19 protein-coding genes and 4 pseudogenes are annotated in these 18,555 nt (G+C 57.9%); 16 read left to right on the top strand and 7 right to left on the bottom strand.

Annotated elements, in window-relative coordinates; translation table 11 throughout:
- The first annotated feature begins 238 nt into the window (after positions 1-238).
- The 5 genes and pseudogenes from MLPF_RS08775 to MLPF_RS08765 all read left to right on the top strand — a co-directional run bounded on the left by MLPF_RS08775 (position 239) and on the right by MLPF_RS08765 (position 1,781).
- Complete coding sequence (locus tag MLPF_RS08775; protein ID WP_156147095.1) at positions 239-397, top strand: hypothetical protein; 159 nt, start codon at positions 239-241, stop codon at positions 395-397.
- 318 nt (positions 398-715) lie between these two features.
- On the top strand, positions 716-883 hold the full coding sequence (locus MLPF_RS08770) for a hypothetical protein (protein ID WP_193386741.1): 168 nt from the start codon (positions 716-718) through the stop codon (positions 881-883).
- A pseudogene (locus tag MLPF_RS18205) lies at positions 880-993 on the top strand (Clp protease N-terminal domain-containing protein); the annotation flags it as partial. The gene MLPF_RS08770 and the pseudogene MLPF_RS18205, both read left to right, overlap by 4 nt.
- A 93-nt stretch (positions 994-1,086) precedes the next feature.
- Positions 1,087-1,575 (top strand): annotated as a pseudogene (locus tag MLPF_RS16300) (hypothetical protein).
- Positions 1,576-1,598: 23 nt separating this feature from the next.
- The gene (locus MLPF_RS08765; RefSeq protein WP_162196916.1) at positions 1,599-1,781 is read left to right on the top strand and encodes a hypothetical protein; all 183 of its coding nucleotides are present in this window, start codon (positions 1,599-1,601) and stop codon (positions 1,779-1,781) included.
- Positions 1,782-1,877: 96 nt separating this feature from the next.
- Here MLPF_RS08765 and zapE read toward each other — a convergent pair whose 3' ends face one another.
- Positions 1,878-3,020: a cell division protein ZapE gene (gene zapE / locus MLPF_RS08760; protein WP_082082365.1), complete on the bottom strand. Its 1,143-nt coding sequence runs from the start codon at positions 3,018-3,020 to the stop codon at positions 1,878-1,880.
- Here zapE and MLPF_RS08755 point away from each other — a divergent pair.
- From MLPF_RS08755 to MLPF_RS08735, 5 genes are all read left to right on the top strand, one after another.
- Positions 3,019-3,825 carry a pyrimidine reductase family protein gene (locus MLPF_RS08755; protein WP_045843078.1) on the top strand — a complete coding sequence of 269 codons (807 nt, stop codon included), beginning with the start codon at positions 3,019-3,021 and terminating at the stop codon, positions 3,823-3,825. The genes zapE and MLPF_RS08755 overlap by 2 nt on opposite strands.
- Before the next feature lie 13 nt (positions 3,826-3,838).
- Positions 3,839-5,416, top strand: coding sequence for an alpha/beta fold hydrolase (locus MLPF_RS08750; protein WP_045843077.1), 1,578 nt, complete (start codon positions 3,839-3,841; stop codon positions 5,414-5,416).
- Between the two features lie 19 nt (positions 5,417-5,435).
- The gene (gene aftC, locus MLPF_RS08745) at positions 5,436-6,758 is read left to right on the top strand and encodes an arabinofuranan 3-O-arabinosyltransferase (protein WP_045843076.1); all 1,323 of its coding nucleotides are present in this window, start codon (positions 5,436-5,438) and stop codon (positions 6,756-6,758) included.
- Between the two features lie 157 nt (positions 6,759-6,915).
- A complete protein-coding gene (locus MLPF_RS08740) occupies positions 6,916-7,290 on the top strand; it encodes a peptide-methionine (R)-S-oxide reductase (RefSeq protein ID WP_050039100.1) in 375 nt (124 codons plus the stop codon).
- A 62-nt stretch (positions 7,291-7,352) separates the two neighbouring features.
- Complete coding sequence (locus MLPF_RS08735) at positions 7,353-7,523, top strand: hypothetical protein (RefSeq protein ID WP_237817104.1); 171 nt, start codon at positions 7,353-7,355, stop codon at positions 7,521-7,523.
- Here MLPF_RS08735 and MLPF_RS08730 read toward each other — a convergent pair.
- A complete protein-coding gene (locus MLPF_RS08730; RefSeq protein WP_237817102.1) occupies positions 7,520-7,750 on the bottom strand; it encodes a hypothetical protein in 231 nt (76 codons plus the stop codon). The two genes, MLPF_RS08735 and MLPF_RS08730, sit on opposite strands and share 4 nt — an antisense overlap.
- A 741-nt stretch (positions 7,751-8,491) precedes the next feature.
- On the opposite strand from MLPF_RS08730, the pseudogene MLPF_RS08725 reads away from it, so the two are divergent.
- Positions 8,492-9,085, top strand: a pseudogene (locus MLPF_RS08725) (hypothetical protein); the annotation flags it as partial.
- 21 nt (positions 9,086-9,106) lie between these two features.
- Here MLPF_RS08725 and arc read toward each other — a convergent pair.
- Positions 9,107-10,936: a proteasome ATPase gene (gene arc / locus MLPF_RS08720; RefSeq protein ID WP_045843062.1), complete on the bottom strand. Its 1,830-nt coding sequence runs from the start codon at positions 10,934-10,936 to the stop codon at positions 9,107-9,109.
- A 312-nt stretch (positions 10,937-11,248) separates the two neighbouring features.
- Between arc and lppK the strand changes: the two genes are divergently transcribed.
- Together lppK and MLPF_RS08710 are read left to right on the top strand one after the other, a co-directional pair.
- On the top strand, positions 11,249-11,839 hold the full coding sequence (gene lppK / locus MLPF_RS08715; protein ID WP_045843057.1) for a lipoprotein LppK: 591 nt from the start codon (positions 11,249-11,251) through the stop codon (positions 11,837-11,839).
- A gap of 8 nt (positions 11,840-11,847) precedes the next feature.
- Positions 11,848-12,141, top strand: a complete 294-nt coding sequence (locus tag MLPF_RS08710) for a DUF503 domain-containing protein (protein WP_045843056.1) — start codon at positions 11,848-11,850, stop codon at positions 12,139-12,141.
- 103 nt (positions 12,142-12,244) lie between these two features.
- Here MLPF_RS08710 and trmI read toward each other — a convergent pair whose 3' ends face one another.
- A complete protein-coding gene (trmI, locus tag MLPF_RS08705; protein WP_045843055.1) occupies positions 12,245-13,090 on the bottom strand; it encodes a tRNA (adenine(58)-N(1))-methyltransferase TrmI in 846 nt (281 codons plus the stop codon).
- 73 nt (positions 13,091-13,163) lie between these two features.
- On the opposite strand from trmI, the gene MLPF_RS08700 reads away from it, so the two are divergent.
- Positions 13,164-14,048, top strand: coding sequence for a RecB family exonuclease (locus MLPF_RS08700; RefSeq protein ID WP_045843054.1), 885 nt, complete (start codon positions 13,164-13,166; stop codon positions 14,046-14,048).
- Positions 14,049-14,153: 105 nt separating this feature from the next.
- On the opposite strand, the pseudogene MLPF_RS17495 reads toward MLPF_RS08700, so the two are convergent.
- The 3 genes and pseudogenes from MLPF_RS17495 to MLPF_RS08685 form a co-directional block, all read right to left on the bottom strand.
- A pseudogene (locus MLPF_RS17495) lies at positions 14,154-15,520 on the bottom strand (FAD-dependent oxidoreductase).
- A 614-nt stretch (positions 15,521-16,134) separates the two neighbouring features.
- A complete protein-coding gene (gene hisG, locus MLPF_RS08690; RefSeq protein ID WP_045843061.1) occupies positions 16,135-16,998 on the bottom strand; it encodes an ATP phosphoribosyltransferase in 864 nt (287 codons plus the stop codon).
- Between the two features lie 2 nt (positions 16,999-17,000).
- Positions 17,001-17,282 carry a phosphoribosyl-ATP diphosphatase gene (locus MLPF_RS08685; protein WP_045843052.1) on the bottom strand — a complete coding sequence of 94 codons (282 nt, stop codon included), beginning with the start codon at positions 17,280-17,282 and terminating at the stop codon, positions 17,001-17,003.
- 482 nt (positions 17,283-17,764) lie between these two features.
- Here MLPF_RS08685 and MLPF_RS18200 point away from each other — a divergent pair, with 482 nt between their 5' ends.
- Entirely contained in the window at positions 17,765-17,974 is a 210-nt protein-coding gene (locus MLPF_RS18200; RefSeq protein WP_201775239.1) for a PPE domain-containing protein, read from the top strand.
- Between the two features lie 195 nt (positions 17,975-18,169).
- Positions 18,170-18,415 (top strand): hypothetical protein, encoded by a 246-nt coding sequence (locus tag MLPF_RS08680; RefSeq protein WP_050039093.1) that lies wholly within the window; start codon positions 18,170-18,172, stop codon positions 18,413-18,415.
- The last annotated feature ends 140 nt before the right edge of the window (positions 18,416-18,555 follow it).

The following is an 18,555-nucleotide window of genomic DNA, read 5'->3' as shown; positions in this document are numbered from 1 at the left end:
ACAGTAAGGTTCCTTGTAAGAGAAAAAGATCAACGGGAACGACTCATGTGTAAATAGTACCGGCACGGCCGGTTCCTGCTGGTAGGCATCATCGCGAGTTAAGTTAAGTTAATGAAATTCGTTCTGGAGAACTATGGCAGTCACGACAATGGTGAGCCTGTCGACGCTGTCGGCCGGGAGCTGTTGCACGGAGGTCACACAGCCTAATATAACAGTACCACCCACATGGCTTAGCGTCGTGAAGTCGGCGAAACTTGTCGCGTTCTCCTTCGAGCCATACCCACAGGCGCTACTCGATGAGGACCTGAGGATGATCCAGAATCCGATCGCCGCGATGGATGAAATCGTGGGAGCCTATCACCCAGATCTGAAACCCCCTGAGGCACGACACCGATAACGCTAACCAAGGGAGCCGACCTGCTATTGACGGACAAAGACGAACAGTTTTGCCGCCAATGTCGTTCCAGAATAAGATATTCCGCACACTGCGTTCCACTTCTTCCCGGCGGGCGATACACGCATGGATGGCATGATCGGGCAAGTAACGAAGGAAGCTGAAGACATTCAACGCCGCACACTGGGCTTGCCATAAGCGGTCGCACTGGATCACGAGCAGGGCTTCGTGCGCTTCATATCGCGGGCCCTCAATGTCGTCGTCACAATGCGCATAGCCCTCAAGCCGCCGAATCGTCGAAATCACACACGACTATAACTATTGCTCGGTATGCTCAGTGACCCGGCTGCGCTGTCTACCGTGTTACTGCAGCGCCAGCACGTCAACACTGACGCGTTGCTCGGTTCTGTCACACTGCCTGCCCATGGACGCCGAGTCGCCCGAGCTAATCCCATCGAGCGGCGCAGCGGCGCAAGGTACGTGAGCTGACTTTCCACGAAGCACCTCGACTGGGCCACAACTCCGTCGGCACCGAACACCTGCTGCTGGCGCTGGTCGAACTCGAAAACGGTGCCAGACCGCTACACCAATCCGGCGTAGACGAGACACACATCGATGCCGACTTGATCGCTGCGCTTGCATCACGCACCAGCAGAACGAACGCGGCGTCGTTCGATCCCGGTCTCGCTGGCCTGATCGTCTTTACCACCCTCCCGGTCATAGCCGCCGGCGTTACTGCGCCTCGTGCGTGGGCCGGCGGACGCGCCGATCGGCCGGATAGGTGACACCTTGCCGGGTGGACATCGGCATCTATAACCGCAGATGTCACCGTCAGCAGGATTACATCGTGCAATCCGCCGCTAGGATACCGGCTACACACGTAGCGGCGTCCAGGTCAAAAGCTTTTCGGCAGCACCGTGGACCGTACCTATGTAACGTTGCGCGCGATTAGGGCGCCCAATCCGTTCATCGTGGCAACCAATTTCGGCTTCGACGAGGCGACCCGTTCACCAACGTCTACAAGCCGCATACCTCCGATGCACCCGAAGCGCCGGTGAATGCGCCCAACGGTGCCACTGTGCAGAAGCGCAGTGTATCGGGACAGCCTATCGTGATCCGATGTCCAACGTAATACTGCTGGACAAGAAGACGGGTGGCACCTTGCGCAATGGAACCTCTGACCCTGAACGCACACCTGGCGACGATGAACTCCATCGATACCGAAAACTTGATCGCTGAGAACGTCGAATCATTCATCCACGCCAACCCTGTTCCGATTCTCGTGTCCTTCCCCCGACTATCACGACGTCGAGGTATCTACGCGCTGATGAATCTCGCGGCAGCCACAGCCACCGACTGGGACGTGCGGTGCGTATGGCTGGGGTGAAGCAAAGAAATCACGTGCACAACGCTTCTACCTCAAGAGCGAATTGAAGATCAATGGCATCGGGACTTTTCAAATCGACGCTCGTAGTTAAAACGACTACGTTATTAGTTCGCGAGCTTCGTTGACCCCGCCGGGGCTTAGCGCCAACAGCCGTGATGTGGCCCGCTGATATTTCTTCCGGTAACTACCTGTCAGCATCTTCTCGCTGAAGATACCGTCGAGCTTCTCCCCGGAAGCCGCCAACTTAATACCGGCCTCATACAGCCGATCGATCAACGACACCAGCCGCAGCGCAACATTCTGGTCATCGATACCGTGTACGCCGGTCAAGAACACCGTAGTCACGCCCTCAATCAATGCCAGATAACGCGACGGATGGATGGTGGCCAGGTGCGCACACAAAGCGTCGAAGTCGTCGACGGTGGCCCCCGGGACGCGTGCGGCACGCGCAACCACTTGCTCATCCGACAGCGGCTGAGACGCAGGCGGCAGGTCACGATGCCGATAGTCCGGCCCCTCGATCCGCACTGTAGTAAAAATCTTTGCCAGCGTATTGATTTCGCGCAGAAAATCCTGTGCGACAAAACGGTCCTCACCGAACTGCTCCGGCGCAGTATTAGAAGTGGCAACCACTGACACACCGCGCTCAACTAATACCGAGAGCATACGCGAGATCAGCGTGATGTTACCCGGGTCGTCCAACTCAAACTCATCAATGCACACCGCCGTGTAATTGGCTAGCAGATCGATACATTCGACGAAACCAAACACCCCGGCCAGCTGGGTCAGCTCCCCAAATGTTGCAAATGCCTTGAAATTTCCTGTAGCGCCCGCCGCACCAGCTGGCCCAGAGCCGGGCAATTGGTAGTAGGACGATGCCAGCAGATGAGTCTTGCCCACACCGAACCCTCCGTCCAAGTACAACCCAACACCAGGCAGAACCCCCCGTTTTCCCAGCAATTTCTTGCGGTCCGCCCAACGTGCTACGACCTGCCGGCAGAACTCCTGACAGGCTCCGATCGCTGCGGCCTGAGTCGGTTCTGTCGGGTCGGGACGATAAGTCGCGAAACTCACCTCAGCGAACTTTGGCGGTGGCGTTAGCTTGGCGATCAGCCGCTCCGGCGACACCGTCGGCTGCCGATCCACCAGATGCCCCACCCGGAATGACGCGTCGGGTGGATTCGCAGAGATGGACCTGGACACACAGGAAGTGTAGCAACGTGCTGCAATCAAACAGATGTCCGACTTTGAAACCGGTACAGCAGCCAGCACCACCGCTGGCCGAGCCGCCCAGACGCCGCTGTTAATGCTCACCTCTGGGCGCCACCTCGACGAAGATGAACTCCCCCAGCTCTACGGCTATCCGTCGGAACGCGACGGCGTGTGGGTACGGGCAAACTTCATCACCAGTATGGACGGCAGTGCTACCGCCGACGGTAGGACCGGCGCCATGGCAGGGCCAGGCGACCGATTTGTGTTCAACATGCTGCGCGAACTCGCCGATGTGGTCGTCGTCGGCGCGGGCACCGTACGGATCGAGAGCTATTCCGGTGTACACCTGCCGGTAACCAAGCGCCAGCAGCGGCAGGCCCGCGGCCAAAGTGAAGTCCCCCAACTAGCGATCGTCACAAAGTCGGGGCGGCTGGATCGAAATATGGCGGTATTTACCCAGAACGAAGTAGCACCACTGGTGCTCACCTGCACGAAGACTGCCAGGGCGCTAGGCCCGCAGTTCGCTGATCTTGCCAACGTGGTCAGCTGCTCTGGCGACGATCCCAGCAAGGTCGACGAGACTGCCATATTAGCGGCCCTAAAGGCTCGTGGTCTGTGCCGGGTGCTGACCGAAGGAGGGCCGATGCTGCTCGGCTCGTTTATCCAGCGCGGCATGCTCGACGAGCTGTGTCTGACCATAGCACCCTTGATAGTGGGCGGCCGGGCACAACGTATTGCGACGTGCCCGGACCAGCTACTCGCCCGAATGCGCTGTGCCCACGTTCTCACTGACGATGCCGGCTATCTTTACACTCGCTACGTCAAGGCCTGACCAGGCGGCGAGAGTGGCTACTGTGGTCGGCATGCGTCGGCACACCACGTCCGCCACGATTTTGGTTGCTGTGACCGCATTGCTGGTCGGTTGTGTCCCGGGTCTAGCCGCTAACCCGCGGTTTGTCACCAATTCCGGTGCTCGACCGCAAGGCGCAGATGCCACCATCCCACCGGTCACCGGGCCGCCGCTGATCGCTGCACCCAAAAAGGACTTGTCGTGGCAAGATTGCACGTCACGGCTATTCGGAGATGCCGGGATCGCGGCAGCACCCGGCATACAGTTGGAATGTGCGAACTACGACTCCGACCTCGACCCGGTCAACGGTAGCCCTGGGACCGTGACCATTGGCGCAGTCCGCGCCCGCTCCAGGCAAACACCACGCGACGCAGGCCCACTGGTGTTCACCACCGGTTCTGACCTGCCGTCGTCGGCGCAGCTACCGGTCTGGCTGTCACGCTCGGGCGCTGAAGTGGTCCGCGCTCATCCCATCGTCGCGGTCGACCGACGCGGCATGGGCATGTCGAGCCCGATCGACTGCCGCGACCACTACGATCGACAAGAGATGCGCGACCAGGCACAGTTCGAGTCCGGCGACGATCCCGTGGCTAACCTTTCCGACATTTCAAACACCGCCACCACCAACTGCACCGACGCCATCGCGCCAGGAGTCTCCGCCTACGACAACTCACACGCCGCCTCCGATATTGAGCGACTGCGCGTCCTCTGGGACGTACCCGCGCTCGCGCTGGTCGGGATCGGCAACGGGGCCGAGGTAACATTGGCCTACGCTGCGTCGCGTCCCGACCGAGTCGCGAGGTTGATTCTCGACTCACCGATTGCATTGGGGATCAAGACCGAAGCTGCCGCCGAGCAACAAGTCAAAGGCCAGCAGGCCGCGCTCGATACGTTCGCCGCACAATGCGTTGCGGTGAAATGTACGCTAGGACCTGATCCGAAGGGCGCCGTCACCGCGCTGCTGGCTACCGCCCGCACCGGTAAAGGGCCTGGGGGCGCATCGGTGGCCGCAGTAACCAACGCTATTACCGTCTCTTTGGGTTTTCCTTCAGACGACCGGGTCGGCACGACCATGAACCTGGCTAACGCCCTCGCGGCCGCCCGCAGCGGCGACGCCAACCCGTTAACCAACTTGATCCACCGCTCCGATGCCACGCAGGATTCAGACGGCCAATTTGTCAGCGAATGCAGCGACGCACTCAACCGCCCGACACCCAACCGCATTCGTGAACTGGTCGTCGCGTGGGGGAAGCTGTATCCCGAGTTCGGCACGGTCGGCGCACTCAACTTGGTCAAATGTGTGCACTGGCCCACAGGTACAACGCCACAACCGCCAAAGGACCTCAAGATCGACGTCATGGTACTGGATGTACAAAACGACCCGATCGTGGGCTTTGAAGGGGTCACCGCAACGGCGGCCACCATTATTAACGCCAACGCCGCCAGCAAACGGGTAATGTGGCAGGGCATCGGCCATGGCGCAAGCATCTATTCGGCCTGTGCAGTCCAGCCCATCATGGGCTATCTAACAAGCGGCAAGCTGCCCGCAACCGACACCTACTGTCCCGCCTGATACTTGTGTCCCAGCTCCGGTGTACGGTGCGCTGATGACAGCAGCTGACTCGACCCAATCCGGCTTGCGCGCTTGGTTGCTGGCCATATTCCGTCCCCGCACCCACGCACCGAGCACAGCGACGATCGTGCGGTCAGCATTGTGGCCAACGGCCATTCTTTCGGTGCTCCACCGCAGCACCGTCATCACGACCAACGGCAACATTACCGACGATTTCAAACCGGTCTACCGTGCGGTGTTGAACTTTCGGCACGGCTGGGATATATACAATGAGCACTTCGACTACGTCGACCCGCACTACCTTTACCCACCCGGCGGCACACTGCTGATGGCGCCGTTCGGATATCTGCCATTTGCACTGTCACGCTATCTGTTCATACTGATCAACACCGTAGCCATCCTGATCGCCTGGTATCTGATGCTGCGGTTGTTCAAGTACACACTGTCCTCGGTGGCCGCACCCGCCCTGCTGCTGGCCATGTTCTGCACCGAAACCGTGACCAACACACTGGTGTTCACCAACATCAACGGCTGCATACTTCTGCTAGAGGTGCTGTTTTTGTGGTGGCTGATCAACGGTTCCGAAACCAAGACGGTTAGCCATCAGTGGTGGGCCGGCGGCGCGATCGGGTTGACGCTGGTGCTCAAACCGCTGCTCGGCCCCCTGCTATGGCTGCCACTGCTGAATCGTCAGTGGCAGGCACTAGTGCCTGCAATCGCACTTCCCGTGGCCATCAACCTCGCTGCGCTACCGTTGGTGAGCCACCCGATGGATTTCTTCACACGCACAGTGCCCTACATCTTGGGTACCCGCGACTACTTCAACAGCTCAATCGAGGGCAACGGCGTCTACTTCGGCCTGCCCACTTGGCTGATCGTGTTCCTGAGGCTATTGTTCACAGCGTTAGCCATTTCTAGCTTGTGGCTGCTAAACCGATACTATCGCACCCGCGATCCACTGTTCTGGTTCACTTGCTCGGCGGGGGTGTTGTTGCTGTGGTCGTGGTTAGTGCTGTCGCTAGCGCAGGGCTACTATTCGATGATGTTGTTCCCGTTCCTAATGACGGTGGTGCTGCCAAACTCCCTGATCCGCAGCTGGCCAGCTTGGCTGGGAATCTACGGCTTTTTGACGCTGGACCGCTGGCTGCTGTTCAACTGGATGCGCTATGGCCGGGCGCTGGAATATCTGAAGATCACCTACGGCTGGTCACTGCTACTGATCGTGGTGTCCACGGTGCTGTGCTTCCGCTATCTAGACGCCAAAGCCGAAAATAGGCTGGATCAAGGCATTGATCCAGCGTGGCTGACGGCAGAGCGGGAGCGCCGTAGCGTGAATGCATAGCGTGTCAGCAACAATGCAATGAAGATACCACCCACCTACGGGAGACGGAACGACAAGGAGTCGTGACGCAAATTATCTAGTCCGAAGCTTGAATTCTCCGACCACGAGTGGCGTAAGAATTCCAGCTCGCAGGAGTTCGATTTGCTTCGACGCGCCTGTGCCAAGCCACCATATCACCGGCGAGTACACCGACACCAAGCCTCAGATCTTCTACCAATGCCGAGCCTACTACTCTGAATTTTTCTGCAACCCAAAGAAATTCAACTCAAGCTGCAGCTTGTCATCGGTCTTCGACCCGTCGCGCTCGGATATCGTACCCCCGCGTTCCGATAGCTCACTGGAAATTACCCGCACCGAAGTGCTACGAGCAAATTGCCAAAGCAACCTTGGCAACGTGTTCGCTGGCTTGGTCACTGCCGCATTTGGTGCACCTGAACTGCTCGCCCGAGCCGTTGTTGTTGTGTGGTGGCCGGGGGTGTTGGTGTTTGTGGCAGGAATTGTTGGTCGGTTTCATAGGTGGCAGGTGAAGTAGTGTTCTGGTGTGCCATCGCTGGCCGATACGGTCGGGAGTTTGGTGGGCTAGCCTAGATCTTGTTGGCGCTGGGTGTTGGGGGCGCTTTCGGGTGCATGCTATGGCTGTGGGGTGTCTGTTTGTTCACCGGCCCTCGGCCAGCCGGTGTGCCCCCGGCTGTGTTGGTGCCGTGTTGGTTTCACAGTTCGTCGATGACCTCGCAGCCGGTGATGACGCGTACGGCGGTGCTCTAGCCTAGGGCAGTACTTGACTTTTTGTGGGGATCGACCGCGGAAGGAAGATAAAAGCCATCCACGGCGTGATCTGGTGACTTGTGCGCGTGGCGGGCTAACACATCACCAGAAAAGCGCAACTGATCCCCGGCCACCCGCCACACCAGACGCACCCCCAGCATCGCCAGCTTCGATGTCGCGGCCGGTGACCAACACCAACTACTCGGCGGCCCTTGCAAGCAGCCCACCTACGCCGCGACCAACCCTAAACCACCAACACAACCCACACCACCGATCCCCACCACATAACCCACCACACCCCTCAACCACACAAAACCAAACCAGCAAGGCAACTATGATGATTCACGGATTCACGCACCAAGTATCCGTAGCACTCAGCCAGGATTGCATCTGGCGTAAATGCGCTTACCAGCCGATGGAAAACCGGACTGGGCTTATCCATATCACTCCAAGTTATCGAAAGAACTATTTGGTTTCCTTCCAGCAGGTTAACTTTTCTAGAAGCCTTCTCCCTTAAGAATGGAGATTCATAACCCACTCGCTTTCAAAATACGTACCGATAACTTCCGGGCGGATAAATAAAGGCCATTTCGGGAATGTCGTGCAAGAAACATTGCATTCCGTTCGACCACTCAAGCGCAATGGTATGCTTACTGCGAGAAATGCGAAAGGCGTTGTTTGACACGACCTACTTTGGCCATTTCGCGCAACGTCGGATAAGGCGAGGAGTAATAACATAGTTGCAAGCTAATCTGCGGCCCTCAGTTGATATCAATGCGGCTATCCGACCATCCTCGAACTCGAGATCAGAAATGCGCATGTTGAACTGTATATCGATGAAGCATCCAGGGAGTAACCATCCGCTCGCTCGTCGGTCCATTCCTCACCGTTGAGGTCAACGATTACTTCCACCCCTGGTACCGGCTGATGAAGATGCGCGAACCGGCACCTAAACTTACCTAGAAAATATTTATGGCGAATTGCTTCTCGTGACCCCAGGTGATACAGGCCCAAAACCACCGCCTACAATCACTTCTCGTTCAACGCCTATCCTGCCTAACTGTGGTCGGCGTTGGACGCTCAGGCCATCTCCTTCTAAAAGGATGCGGCCACCACCCTGAGCAACGGTCCGCGCTACTGGCCTGATGAATAGCATCAAAAGGGAGTCGAAAGGGCCTACTGGCCGCGAAAGACTTTCGGGGGGATCGAGCTGATCCAGCAGTCTATGTATCTTGCTGTCCTCGATGACCCCACCCCCGCCGCACTCTACACCGTTAATCAGGTGAGCTGCACCACCGTCTTCGTCTTCAGTGCCGGCGAAGAAATCTACGAACTGATCGATCCTGAGGGACAACGCTGGGTGATAAAGACCTTCAGTCAGGGCTGTCTGCCCTAACCTCTCAATAGAGCTGACCGACCCGGGCTGGGCGGCAGGATCAACCTGTCAGCCAGATGGACCTACCAGTCGCGTGTGCTTAACGGACCCGTTGAACGTGGACACGGGAACCCCGTCAGCCCACGTCTTGCAGGACAATCTGTCCAACTGCTACGCGCGAAAGACCGACGGACCTCAACGCCCATGCCTACAGGTACTGACCGAGGTTGGATTCGGTATCAATTGCCCGGCTGGCGCTCGAACTCTTACCAGTCACCAAAGTGCGAATGTAGACGATCCGCTCACCCTTCTTGCCCGAAATCCGCGCCCAGTCATCGGGATTGGTGGTGTTGGGCAGATCTTCATTTTCAGCGAACTCGTCAACGATCGAGTCGAGCAGATGTTGAATTCGCAGCCCGGGTTGACCAGTCTCCAGCACCGACTTGATGGCGTTCTTCTTGGCGCGGTCTACGACGTTTTGAATCATCGCCCCAGAATTGAAGTCCTTGAAGTACATGACTTCCTTATCCCCGTTGGCGTAGGTGACTTCCAGGAACCGATTGTCATCGATCTCAGCATACATCCGGTCGACAACCTTTTCGATCATAGCCTTGATGCAAGCCGCACGATCACCATCGAACTCGGTGAGGTCGTCGGCATGCACCGGCAGCGCCTCGGTCAGGTACTTCGAGTAGATGTCTTGCGCCGCCTCGGCATCGGGCCGCTCAATCTTGATCTTCACGTCGAGACGCCCGGGCCGCAGGATCGCGGGGTCGATCATGTCTTCGCGGTTGGAGGCGCCGATCACGATGACGTTCTCGAGGCCTTCTACCCCGTCGATCTCGCTGAGTAGCTGCGGCACCACGGTTGTTTCGACATCCGAGGAGACACCGGTGCCGCGGGTGCGAAAAATCGAGTCCATCTCGTCGAAAAACACGATCACCGGCGTTCCTTCCGACGCCTTCTCTCTCGCGCGCTGGAAGATCAGCCGGATGTGTCGCTCAGTCTCGCCGACGAACTTGTTCAGTAGTTCGGGACCTTTGATGTTGAGGAAGTATGACTTGGCCTCGCGTGCGTCGTCGCCGCGAACCTCAGCCATCTTCTTGGCCAGCGAGTTGGCCACCGCCTTGGCGATCAGTGTCTTGCCACAGCCAGGCGGGCCATAAAGTAACACCCCTTTGGGTGGGCGAAGTGCGTACTCCCGGTACAACTCCTTGTGCAGGAACGGCAGCTCCACGGCATCGCGGATCTGTTCGATCTGGCGAGTCAGACCGCCGATGTCCTGATAGCTAACATCGGGCACTTCTTCCAACACCAAGTCTTCAACCTCGGCCTTGGGTATACGTTCGAAAGCATAGCCGGCCTTGGGGTCGACCAACAGTGAGTCGCCAGGACGCAATTTGTGCGGCCTGCTATCGTCGTTGAGGGCGCCAGGAACGCCGTCCAGCAAATCCTCGGCAACCAGCGGTTCAGCCAGCCAAACGATGCGCTCCTCGTCAGCGTGGCCGACGACCAGGGCGCGGTGACCGTCCGCTAAGATTTCCCGCAAGATGGATACCTCACCAACCGCCTCGAAGGTGCCAGCTTCGACAACGGTCAGGGCCTCGCTGAGCCGGACGGTCTGGCCTTTCCTCAACGATGCGACTTCAATATTGGGTGAGCACGTGAGCCGCATCTTGCGACCCGACGTGAAAACATCGACCGTTTCATCGTCGTGAGCTGCCAGCAGCACGCCGTAACCGCTGGGCGGCTGTCCTAGCCGGTCGACTTCTTCACGCAGCGCCAACAGTTGTTGGCGGGCTTCTTTAAGAGTTTCCATTAATTTAGAATTACGGGCCGCAAGCGAGTCGATTCGAGCTTCGAGTTGATGCACATCGCGAGCAGAGCGGACACTCCCATGCGGTTCAACCGTATGCTCGAGTTGCTCGCGCAACACCGCTACCTCGCGTCGTAGTTGTTCCAATTCAGCAGCATCGCCGCTGGACATGCCCGTTTCACGAGGGGGGCTGAATGCTTCAGAACGCTCTGAGTCATCCACCTTGCGCTCCTTTCCCGCACCGAAATAGCACGGCGAATACTTCAACGCTACCGGCGATTGCCTCTTCGTGCGCAGAAATGAAATGCCGCCATTAAAATTAAACCGCCATTAAAATTAAAGTCGTGCCTCCGTTAGCGTTGGTAATGTCTGCGCTGAGTAAGCCGAATCGAAAGGGCAGCCGTGACTACACAATACCTCGCCACACGCATAGCGGCACATGCTGTCATCCGGGGCACGTGTGCCGGCCATGTGATTTCTCTTGCACCCGCCAGCCTGATGCCGGAGTCCGTCGGCGTAGGCGCGTAGTCCAACGTGTTGCGCTGGACGCGCCGAACCTTTTTCATCGCCCTGAGCGCTATCGCAACCGTAGCAGTGCTCGGATGCTCGGGATGTGCACATAGCAAATCCAGCACATCATTGTCGGCTATTCCATCCGCTTGCCCGAGCATTTCGAGTTCAATTGTTGCTCCGCCAGCTACCGCCCTGCCGGCTCCGGAAGTCCTTACCGATGTACTTAGCCGGCTCGCCGACCCCAACATTCCGGGCATCGACAAGGTACCTCTCATCGAAAGCGCAACCCCTGACAGCGCTGTCACCCTGGACAAGTTCAGCAACGCATTGCGGGACAACGGCTACTTGCCGATGACCTTCGCGGCAAACAACATCGCATGGTCAAACAAGAATCCGTCCGATGTGCTGGCCACTATCAGTATCAACATCGCCCAAACGAACAACAGCGTATTCTCGTTCCCGATGGAGTTCACACCCTTCTCGCCCCCGCAACAGAGCTGGCAGTTATCCAAGCGAACCGCGGACATGCTGCTAGCGTTCGGAAACGCATCGGGCGTAACTAGCCCGGCACCAATCCAGGCGCCGACTCCGGCCCCACCACCTCCGCATTGACCCGCGGTATGTGGATCGGCTGGCTCGAGTTCGATGTGCTGCTGGGCGACGTCCATTCACTCAAACAAAAGCGGTCGCTAATCCGGCCAATTGTCGCCGAGCTGCAGCGCAAGTTCGGCGTGTCGGCCGCTGAGACCAGTTCACACGACCTGCATCGCCGAGCTGGCGTCGGTGTGGCTATGGTGTCGGGCGACCGCAGTCACACCGTTGATGTGCTCGATGCCGCCGAACGCTTAGTAGCCGCACACCCTGAGTTCGAGCTGCTCCACATTCGCCGCGGTCTGCAACGCAGCGACGATTAAGCTCAGGCGGTTTTCCGATATAGTAGTATACGCTAATCAAATGATGATAACTCGCTACGCCCGGCTTCGCCGCACTCGCGATCATCACTAGCCGTCATGCTCCTCACCGTTTGCGACCTAACGGCGCCAGCGCGACAGCGCCGGGCGCCAGCCGGCGGGCCAAAATCAGGAACGCGGTGTGCCCACGCATCGAATGCTGTGGCCGAACCGCCAGACCGACCACGTTCCAACCCCGCTGAAGCGTTTCCCACACCCGCGGTTCAACCCAACATTGCTGAACCCGCAGAGCCTCCACGGTCCGCGACAACTGGGTGACGGTGGCCACGTAGATCACCAATACGCCGCCGGCGATCACCAGCCGCGAGACCGTGTCAAGCACCTCCCACGGCGCTAGCATGTCCAACACCACCCGGTCGACGGAACCGTCGGGCAACTCTGAGTTCGCAACATCGCTAACGATGAGCTGCCAATTGTCCGGTAGGTGGCCTTCGGCACCGGAGACACAAAAGAAGTTAGACACATTGCGACGAGCGTGTTCGGCGTGGTCGGCACGCAGTTCGTAGGAGATCACCTGCCCCTGCGGCCCGACCGCGCGTAGCAGCGAGCACGTCAGCGCACCGGATCCAGCCCCGGCCTCCAGCACCCGGGCACCGGGAAAGATGTCACCTTCGTGCACGATCTGAGCGACATCCTTGGGGTAAATCACCTGTGGCCCGCGCGGCATCGACATCACGTAATCGATCAGCAACGGGCGCAAGACCAAGAACAGGGCACCGGTGCTGGATTTCACCACACTGCCTTGTTCCAAGCCGATAACCCCATCGTGGGCAATCGAGCCGCGATGAGTGTGGAACTCGCCACCAGGAGTGAGCGACATCGTGTAGCGGCGGCCTTTAGCGTCAGTGAGCTGGACGCGCTCGCCAACAGTGAACGGGCCAGTTGCGGACACGCCGTCTAGCGTGCCAGCCGACTCGCCCTCGCTGGTGCTTGGGGTTGTCGGTGTCCCACCCTAGGCTGCCGTCATGATCGACCAGCCGGAGCCACTCCGACCGAATGTATGTTCGCCACGGCCTGCACTATCACCCTCGCGTGTGGCGGACTTCAAGCAGTGCCCACTATTGTATCGGTTCCGGGCGATCGACCGGTTGCCCGAAACGCCGTCTGTCGCGCAGCTCCGCGGCTCACTGGTTCACGCCACGCTGCAACGGCTCTATAGCCTGCCCGCGCCGCGGCGCTGCTCAGACACTGCACGAGCGCTCGTGGAACCTGTGTGGGAACAGATGATCACTGCAGAGCAAAACCTGGTCGGCGAGCTGGATGCTAAGCAGCGAACCCAATTGCTGGACGAAGCCCGCACGTTGCTCTCCAGCTATTACCGGCTCGAAGACCCCACCCGCTTCAACCCGCAAAGCTGCGAACAACGTGTGGAAGTCGAATTGCACGACGGCATCTTGCTGCGCGGCTTTATCGACCGGATCGACGTCGCCGCCACCGGCGAGCTACGGGTGGTGGACTACAAGACCAGCAAGGCCCCGCCAGCTGCGCAAGCTCTAGCCGAGTTCAAGGCGATGTTTCAAATGAAGTTTTACGCAGTGATGCTACTGCATTCACGCGGTGTGCTGCCCACCCGACTGCGGCTTATCTACCTGGCTGACAGCCAGCTGCTGGACTACGCGCCGGACCGTGACGAGCTGTTGCGCTTCGAAAAGACGTTGATGGCAATCTGGCACACGATCCAATGCGTTCGTGAAACAGGCGATTTCCGTCCCAATCCGTCGCGGTTATGCGAGTGGTGCCCACACCAGGATCATTGTCCGGCTTTCGGAGGTACGCCGCCGCCCTACCCTGGATGGCCGGATCATGCGCACACGGAAGCCGTTGCCCGTCTAACGGAACCGGCGGCTTAGTCGCGACGAGTTTTCGTCAAGGTTTGAGCTGGAGCGAGGAAGTGCGAATGGCCTGCACGCTGCTGTCGATCTCACCGTCGGAAACACCCAATTGGCACCCAGGTACTACTCGAGTAGCCGCACCTCCTGCAGCATCCTGGAAATGAGATCGCTGACGGTGGGATGGTGGGGCACCGTGCGCGATAGCGTGGTATTGGGCGCTTTGGCTGACATGACGTTCAGAATGGTGTGAATCGCTTCGGTCACCGCTTACTCCAAAGATGGCTGCTCCCAGGGACCTAATGAGCATTGGCTGTCGATCACTATAAAACTTAATGTAGCCTTAAAACTTAATGTAGCCTTGCATCTCACCTTGTCCACTTCTCTACCCAACCCTAGTCACTGACGCTTACCAATCAGCGTCTTGCTGCCGTGAGATCCGGTCATGCCGCCACGCCCCAGCAGGGAGTCGATACACAGTGCATAGGTGGTGAGGTCACTCACACAAGGCGGGTCATCGTCAAGCAGGTTGGCAGCAACGATCTCGTAATCGTTGTACGGACGTGTGGATGAAATCACCCTCGCCGTTACGATCTCCCATCGCCCAAATATAGTCGACATTGATCTTGAGTTGGTTGTCGACTACCTTGCAGCCGCAAGCTTCAGTATGCACAACGACGATCTCAGGAACCAGATCGTCGTTGTTAGACTGCCGTCCCACGGCCAACAATAGATTGGTTGCCCTGAAGCGGAACAACACCAGCACTGGGTGTGAGCTTAAATCCTCCGGAACCACTGTAGCGCCTACTAACCCACACATCGTTAACTCCGACGGCAATGTTGATACCTCCAACTTCCAGGATCTCTCTGATGGCGGCTGAGACAGCCTGGTCTTCGCGGAAGGCCAGTCCGTAGGCACCTCTCGATGATGACCCCACCCGGACTTCTAAGCGACGATATATCTACGCACACTCCAACGCGATGTAACTGCCACCGAGGATGACGAGGTGGAATAACAAAGTATCGAGCTCGAGAATCTATACAACATAAGTAAGGAATTCGGTATCGGTAAAGGATTCGATATCGTAGAGCCCCGGGATGTCCGGCACCACCACAAGACCATCAACATTGAGGAAGATCCGGTCAGCCCGCAGCAAGTCCGCACTGACGCAGTAGGTACGCGTATCCTCGAAACAAACGTAGCCACGAAAGACGTTGCAGCTGTCCAGGTTGTCTAAACAGATTTAAACAACCTGGCGGTCTTTGCGCCCCTTGACTTTCGCCATGTCCACACTAATTAGCCCAGCGCTTACTGCTGTATCATACTCCACGGCAGTCCAATTGCGCTATTATGCGTGCTAGCTACCAACTTCTTGGTTGGGATACATCCGATGTTGACACGGGTGCCACCACTGAGTTTGCGCTTCTACTATCACCACGGGCTGTTCGGCAGTCATCAGCCTGCCCGTCGCCACCGACGACCGCATTGACATGCTTACCCACAGAGAACCCGTGAGCGCAACGATTGCGGAACCAGCCCAAGACCGTGATTGCATCCTCCAGCAGCACGATCCGGCAGGTCGACGGCGATCTGGATCGGCGGCAACGACCAGTCAGTTGCGCGCCTGCTAATCACCCAGGGTCCCGAGCACCACACCAACGAAGCCGGCTACCAAGTGCGGTCACAAATAGCACCTGACGGTACTTATTACAGCGCCGGAAAACGCGCCTGTCACGCTCCGCACAGTAAACGCTGGAGACTCGATCCAAGTCGGTGTTTTAGGAAGCTTGTCGTTGACCAGTTCTGCGACCACAATAACGGTGAGGATCACAACAGTGATGAAATTACCTACCCCAATTTACTATGTACCAAGGAAGTTGATCCAGGCGAGTAAAGTTGCTCAGGAAACCACAGCTGGGAGCTGTCAGATAATAAGATTCGGCAGTAACACCAATCAAGTAGAGTCAGCAAAAGAACAAGGTAATGCGTCACGGAGACCCTCCTGTCAAGATGAACAGCTCAGCGACAAATACCGATATAACCCAAAGAGGGTGTCATTAGTCCGATGGAAATCGGCCGTAGCCGAACGGCTAACACAACGAAGCCTCAAAATCGGCAGAACCTAATGTCAGAAGCCAGAATCGCTTTGGCTCCGATGGAGGCAAGCTCGTCCATGATCCCGTTGATATCTCGGCGGGGCACCAACGCACGAATTGCAACCCAGCCCGGCTCGGCCAGTGGAGCTATGGTCGGTGACTCCAGTCCCGACGTGATCGACGTGGCTTTGTCCAGTACCGAGCGCGGGCAGTCGTAGTCCAGCATCAAATACTGTTGACCAAACACCACCCCTTGGATCCGAGCGACCAGTTGGTCGCGCGCCGCGACTGTCTCATGGTGATCGTGGCTGCCTCGATCCCCGCGCTCGATCAACACCGCCTCCGAATCACACAATGGCTCGCCAAAGGCCACGAGATCATGCAAGCTCAGAGTGCGTCCGGACCCGACCACGTCGGCGATGGCGTCGGCCACTCCAAGTTGCACCGAGATCTCGACAGCGCCGTCAAGTCTTATAACTTTTGCTTCAATACCCTTGGCAGCCAAGTCCTTTCGTACCAAGTTCGGATAGGCAGTGGCGATCCTTTTTTCGGCTAGATCCGAAGTCGTCCAATCACGTCCAGCAGGGCCGGCATAACGAAAGCTGGACGATCCGAAACCTAGCGCCAGGCGTTCACACACCGACGCATCAGAATCGTGCACCAGGTCTCTTCCGGTAATGCCGAAGTCGAGATCTCCGGAACCTACATAGATGGCAATGTCCTTGGGCCGCAGAAAGAAAAACTCAACGCGGTTGACGGGGTCGACAACAGTAAGGTCCTTGGGATCAGTGCGTCGCCGATAGCCAGCCTCCGCAAGGATCTCGGTAGCCGGCTCGCTTAGCGCACCTTTGTTAGGAACAGCAACCCGCAGCATGCTCATAGTTTCCGATAGACGTCATCGAGCGACAGCCCGCGCGAGATCATAAGCACCTGGGTCCAATACAGCAACTGGCTAACCTCTTCGGCCAACGCTTCCTTGGGTTCGTGTTCGGCAGCCAACCACACCTCGCCGGCCTCCTCCAGGATCTTTTTGCCCAGCGCATGTATTCCACCGTCCAGGGATACCACTGTGGCACTGCCGGTAAGCCGGGTAGAAACACGATCGCTGAGTTCGGCGAACAGATCCTCGAAGGTCTTCACGGCCAGCGATTGTTTCACATGCCAGCTAGCAAAGTCACGGCGGTTTCACCGAGCGACTCGAGACGCCTCCAGTCACGCAGCGGCAACAGTGCAGGCAAAGCCCCGTCGGGCATGGCCAGCACCTTCCTGAGGTGGGACTACCCCGCACACCGAAGATGAACTGCCTACCCCCGAGGCTTGGGGCACAACCATCCAAGGCCACCACGTTGCCCTAGAACGCCTTGATGTAAGCTTTAATTTAATCGTATATGTATATGTTTACATGTTGTGGCTGAAGGACGGTCAACCCCGAACGTGACTTCTACGGTGTAGCTTGTACTGCCAGCAAGGTGCATTCAGTGCTGCTGTCCACTGGCACCGGTCCCGGTCCATTTCTGGCAGTCCAAATATACATATTGACGCTACAACCGAACTCGCGACAATTACTCGTATCCTCGCATGCAACCAGGTGAGATGGAGCCGAGCACAGAGCGGTTCGTCACGGCCCATCAACCGTTCTTTTGTTGGCTACGTGCCGGCCGCCGCCGGTTACACCTCCGCATTGGGCGGCATATCGACCTCTCACCGACCTCGCAGCCAACCATGCTCAGTATGCAGCAATGAGCACGACCAATTTCTTTGGCATCAACACCATATCCCTGGCGCTCAACACAGCCGACTATATGCACGGAGTGCACGGAGATGTGGGGTTCAGGCAGCAAACACAATGAGCGTCTATCAAGTGGTCTCAAACGAAAGCCTGGAAGCAGCGGCAGCGACGTCACCCGCGCTGTACATCGTCGGCCACCAGCGGCTCCGGTGGTAGCTTCCCCGACCCAACCAACAAATTAATTGTTTAGCTAATCAAGGAGTTCCCGGAGTTTCTCTGGAACCTAGCCGCCGAATTCCTGTCCGGACCTCTCAGCATGCTCATCACCCAGCTACTGAACGCGTTCACCTACTTGGGGTCCAGCCAGGTCATCACAATCACCACTTACTCAATGTTAGACACCATGATCTATTTCGGCCCGTTCGCTCCGCTGCTGTTGCTTATCGATGCGGTCGGCTTGACCGGGCTTGCCGTCGGTTGCGTGCTGGGCGAAGATGCGAGACCGTTGATCGACGTAGCACATTCCAACTGCCCTGGCCGGGCAGAGCTTGCCCGCGATTAGCGGAGTCACGTTTATCGGCACCAGCCCCGCTGCGCCCGTCGCCACTGCTACATCCGTCACGGCCACGACACCGACGTCTCCCCGCATCCAAGGGTAGGTGCTGCTCAGGGCGATTCCGTTATCGACAGTACCGGTTCGCA

This window comes from Mycobacterium lepromatosis (assembly GCF_000975265.2).
GTDB classification, from domain to species: Bacteria; Actinomycetota; Actinomycetes; order Mycobacteriales; family Mycobacteriaceae; genus Mycobacterium; species Mycobacterium lepromatosis.
The sequence above is the reverse complement of the archived record's forward strand: the minus strand, read 5'-3'. Positions and strand labels throughout refer to the sequence as shown.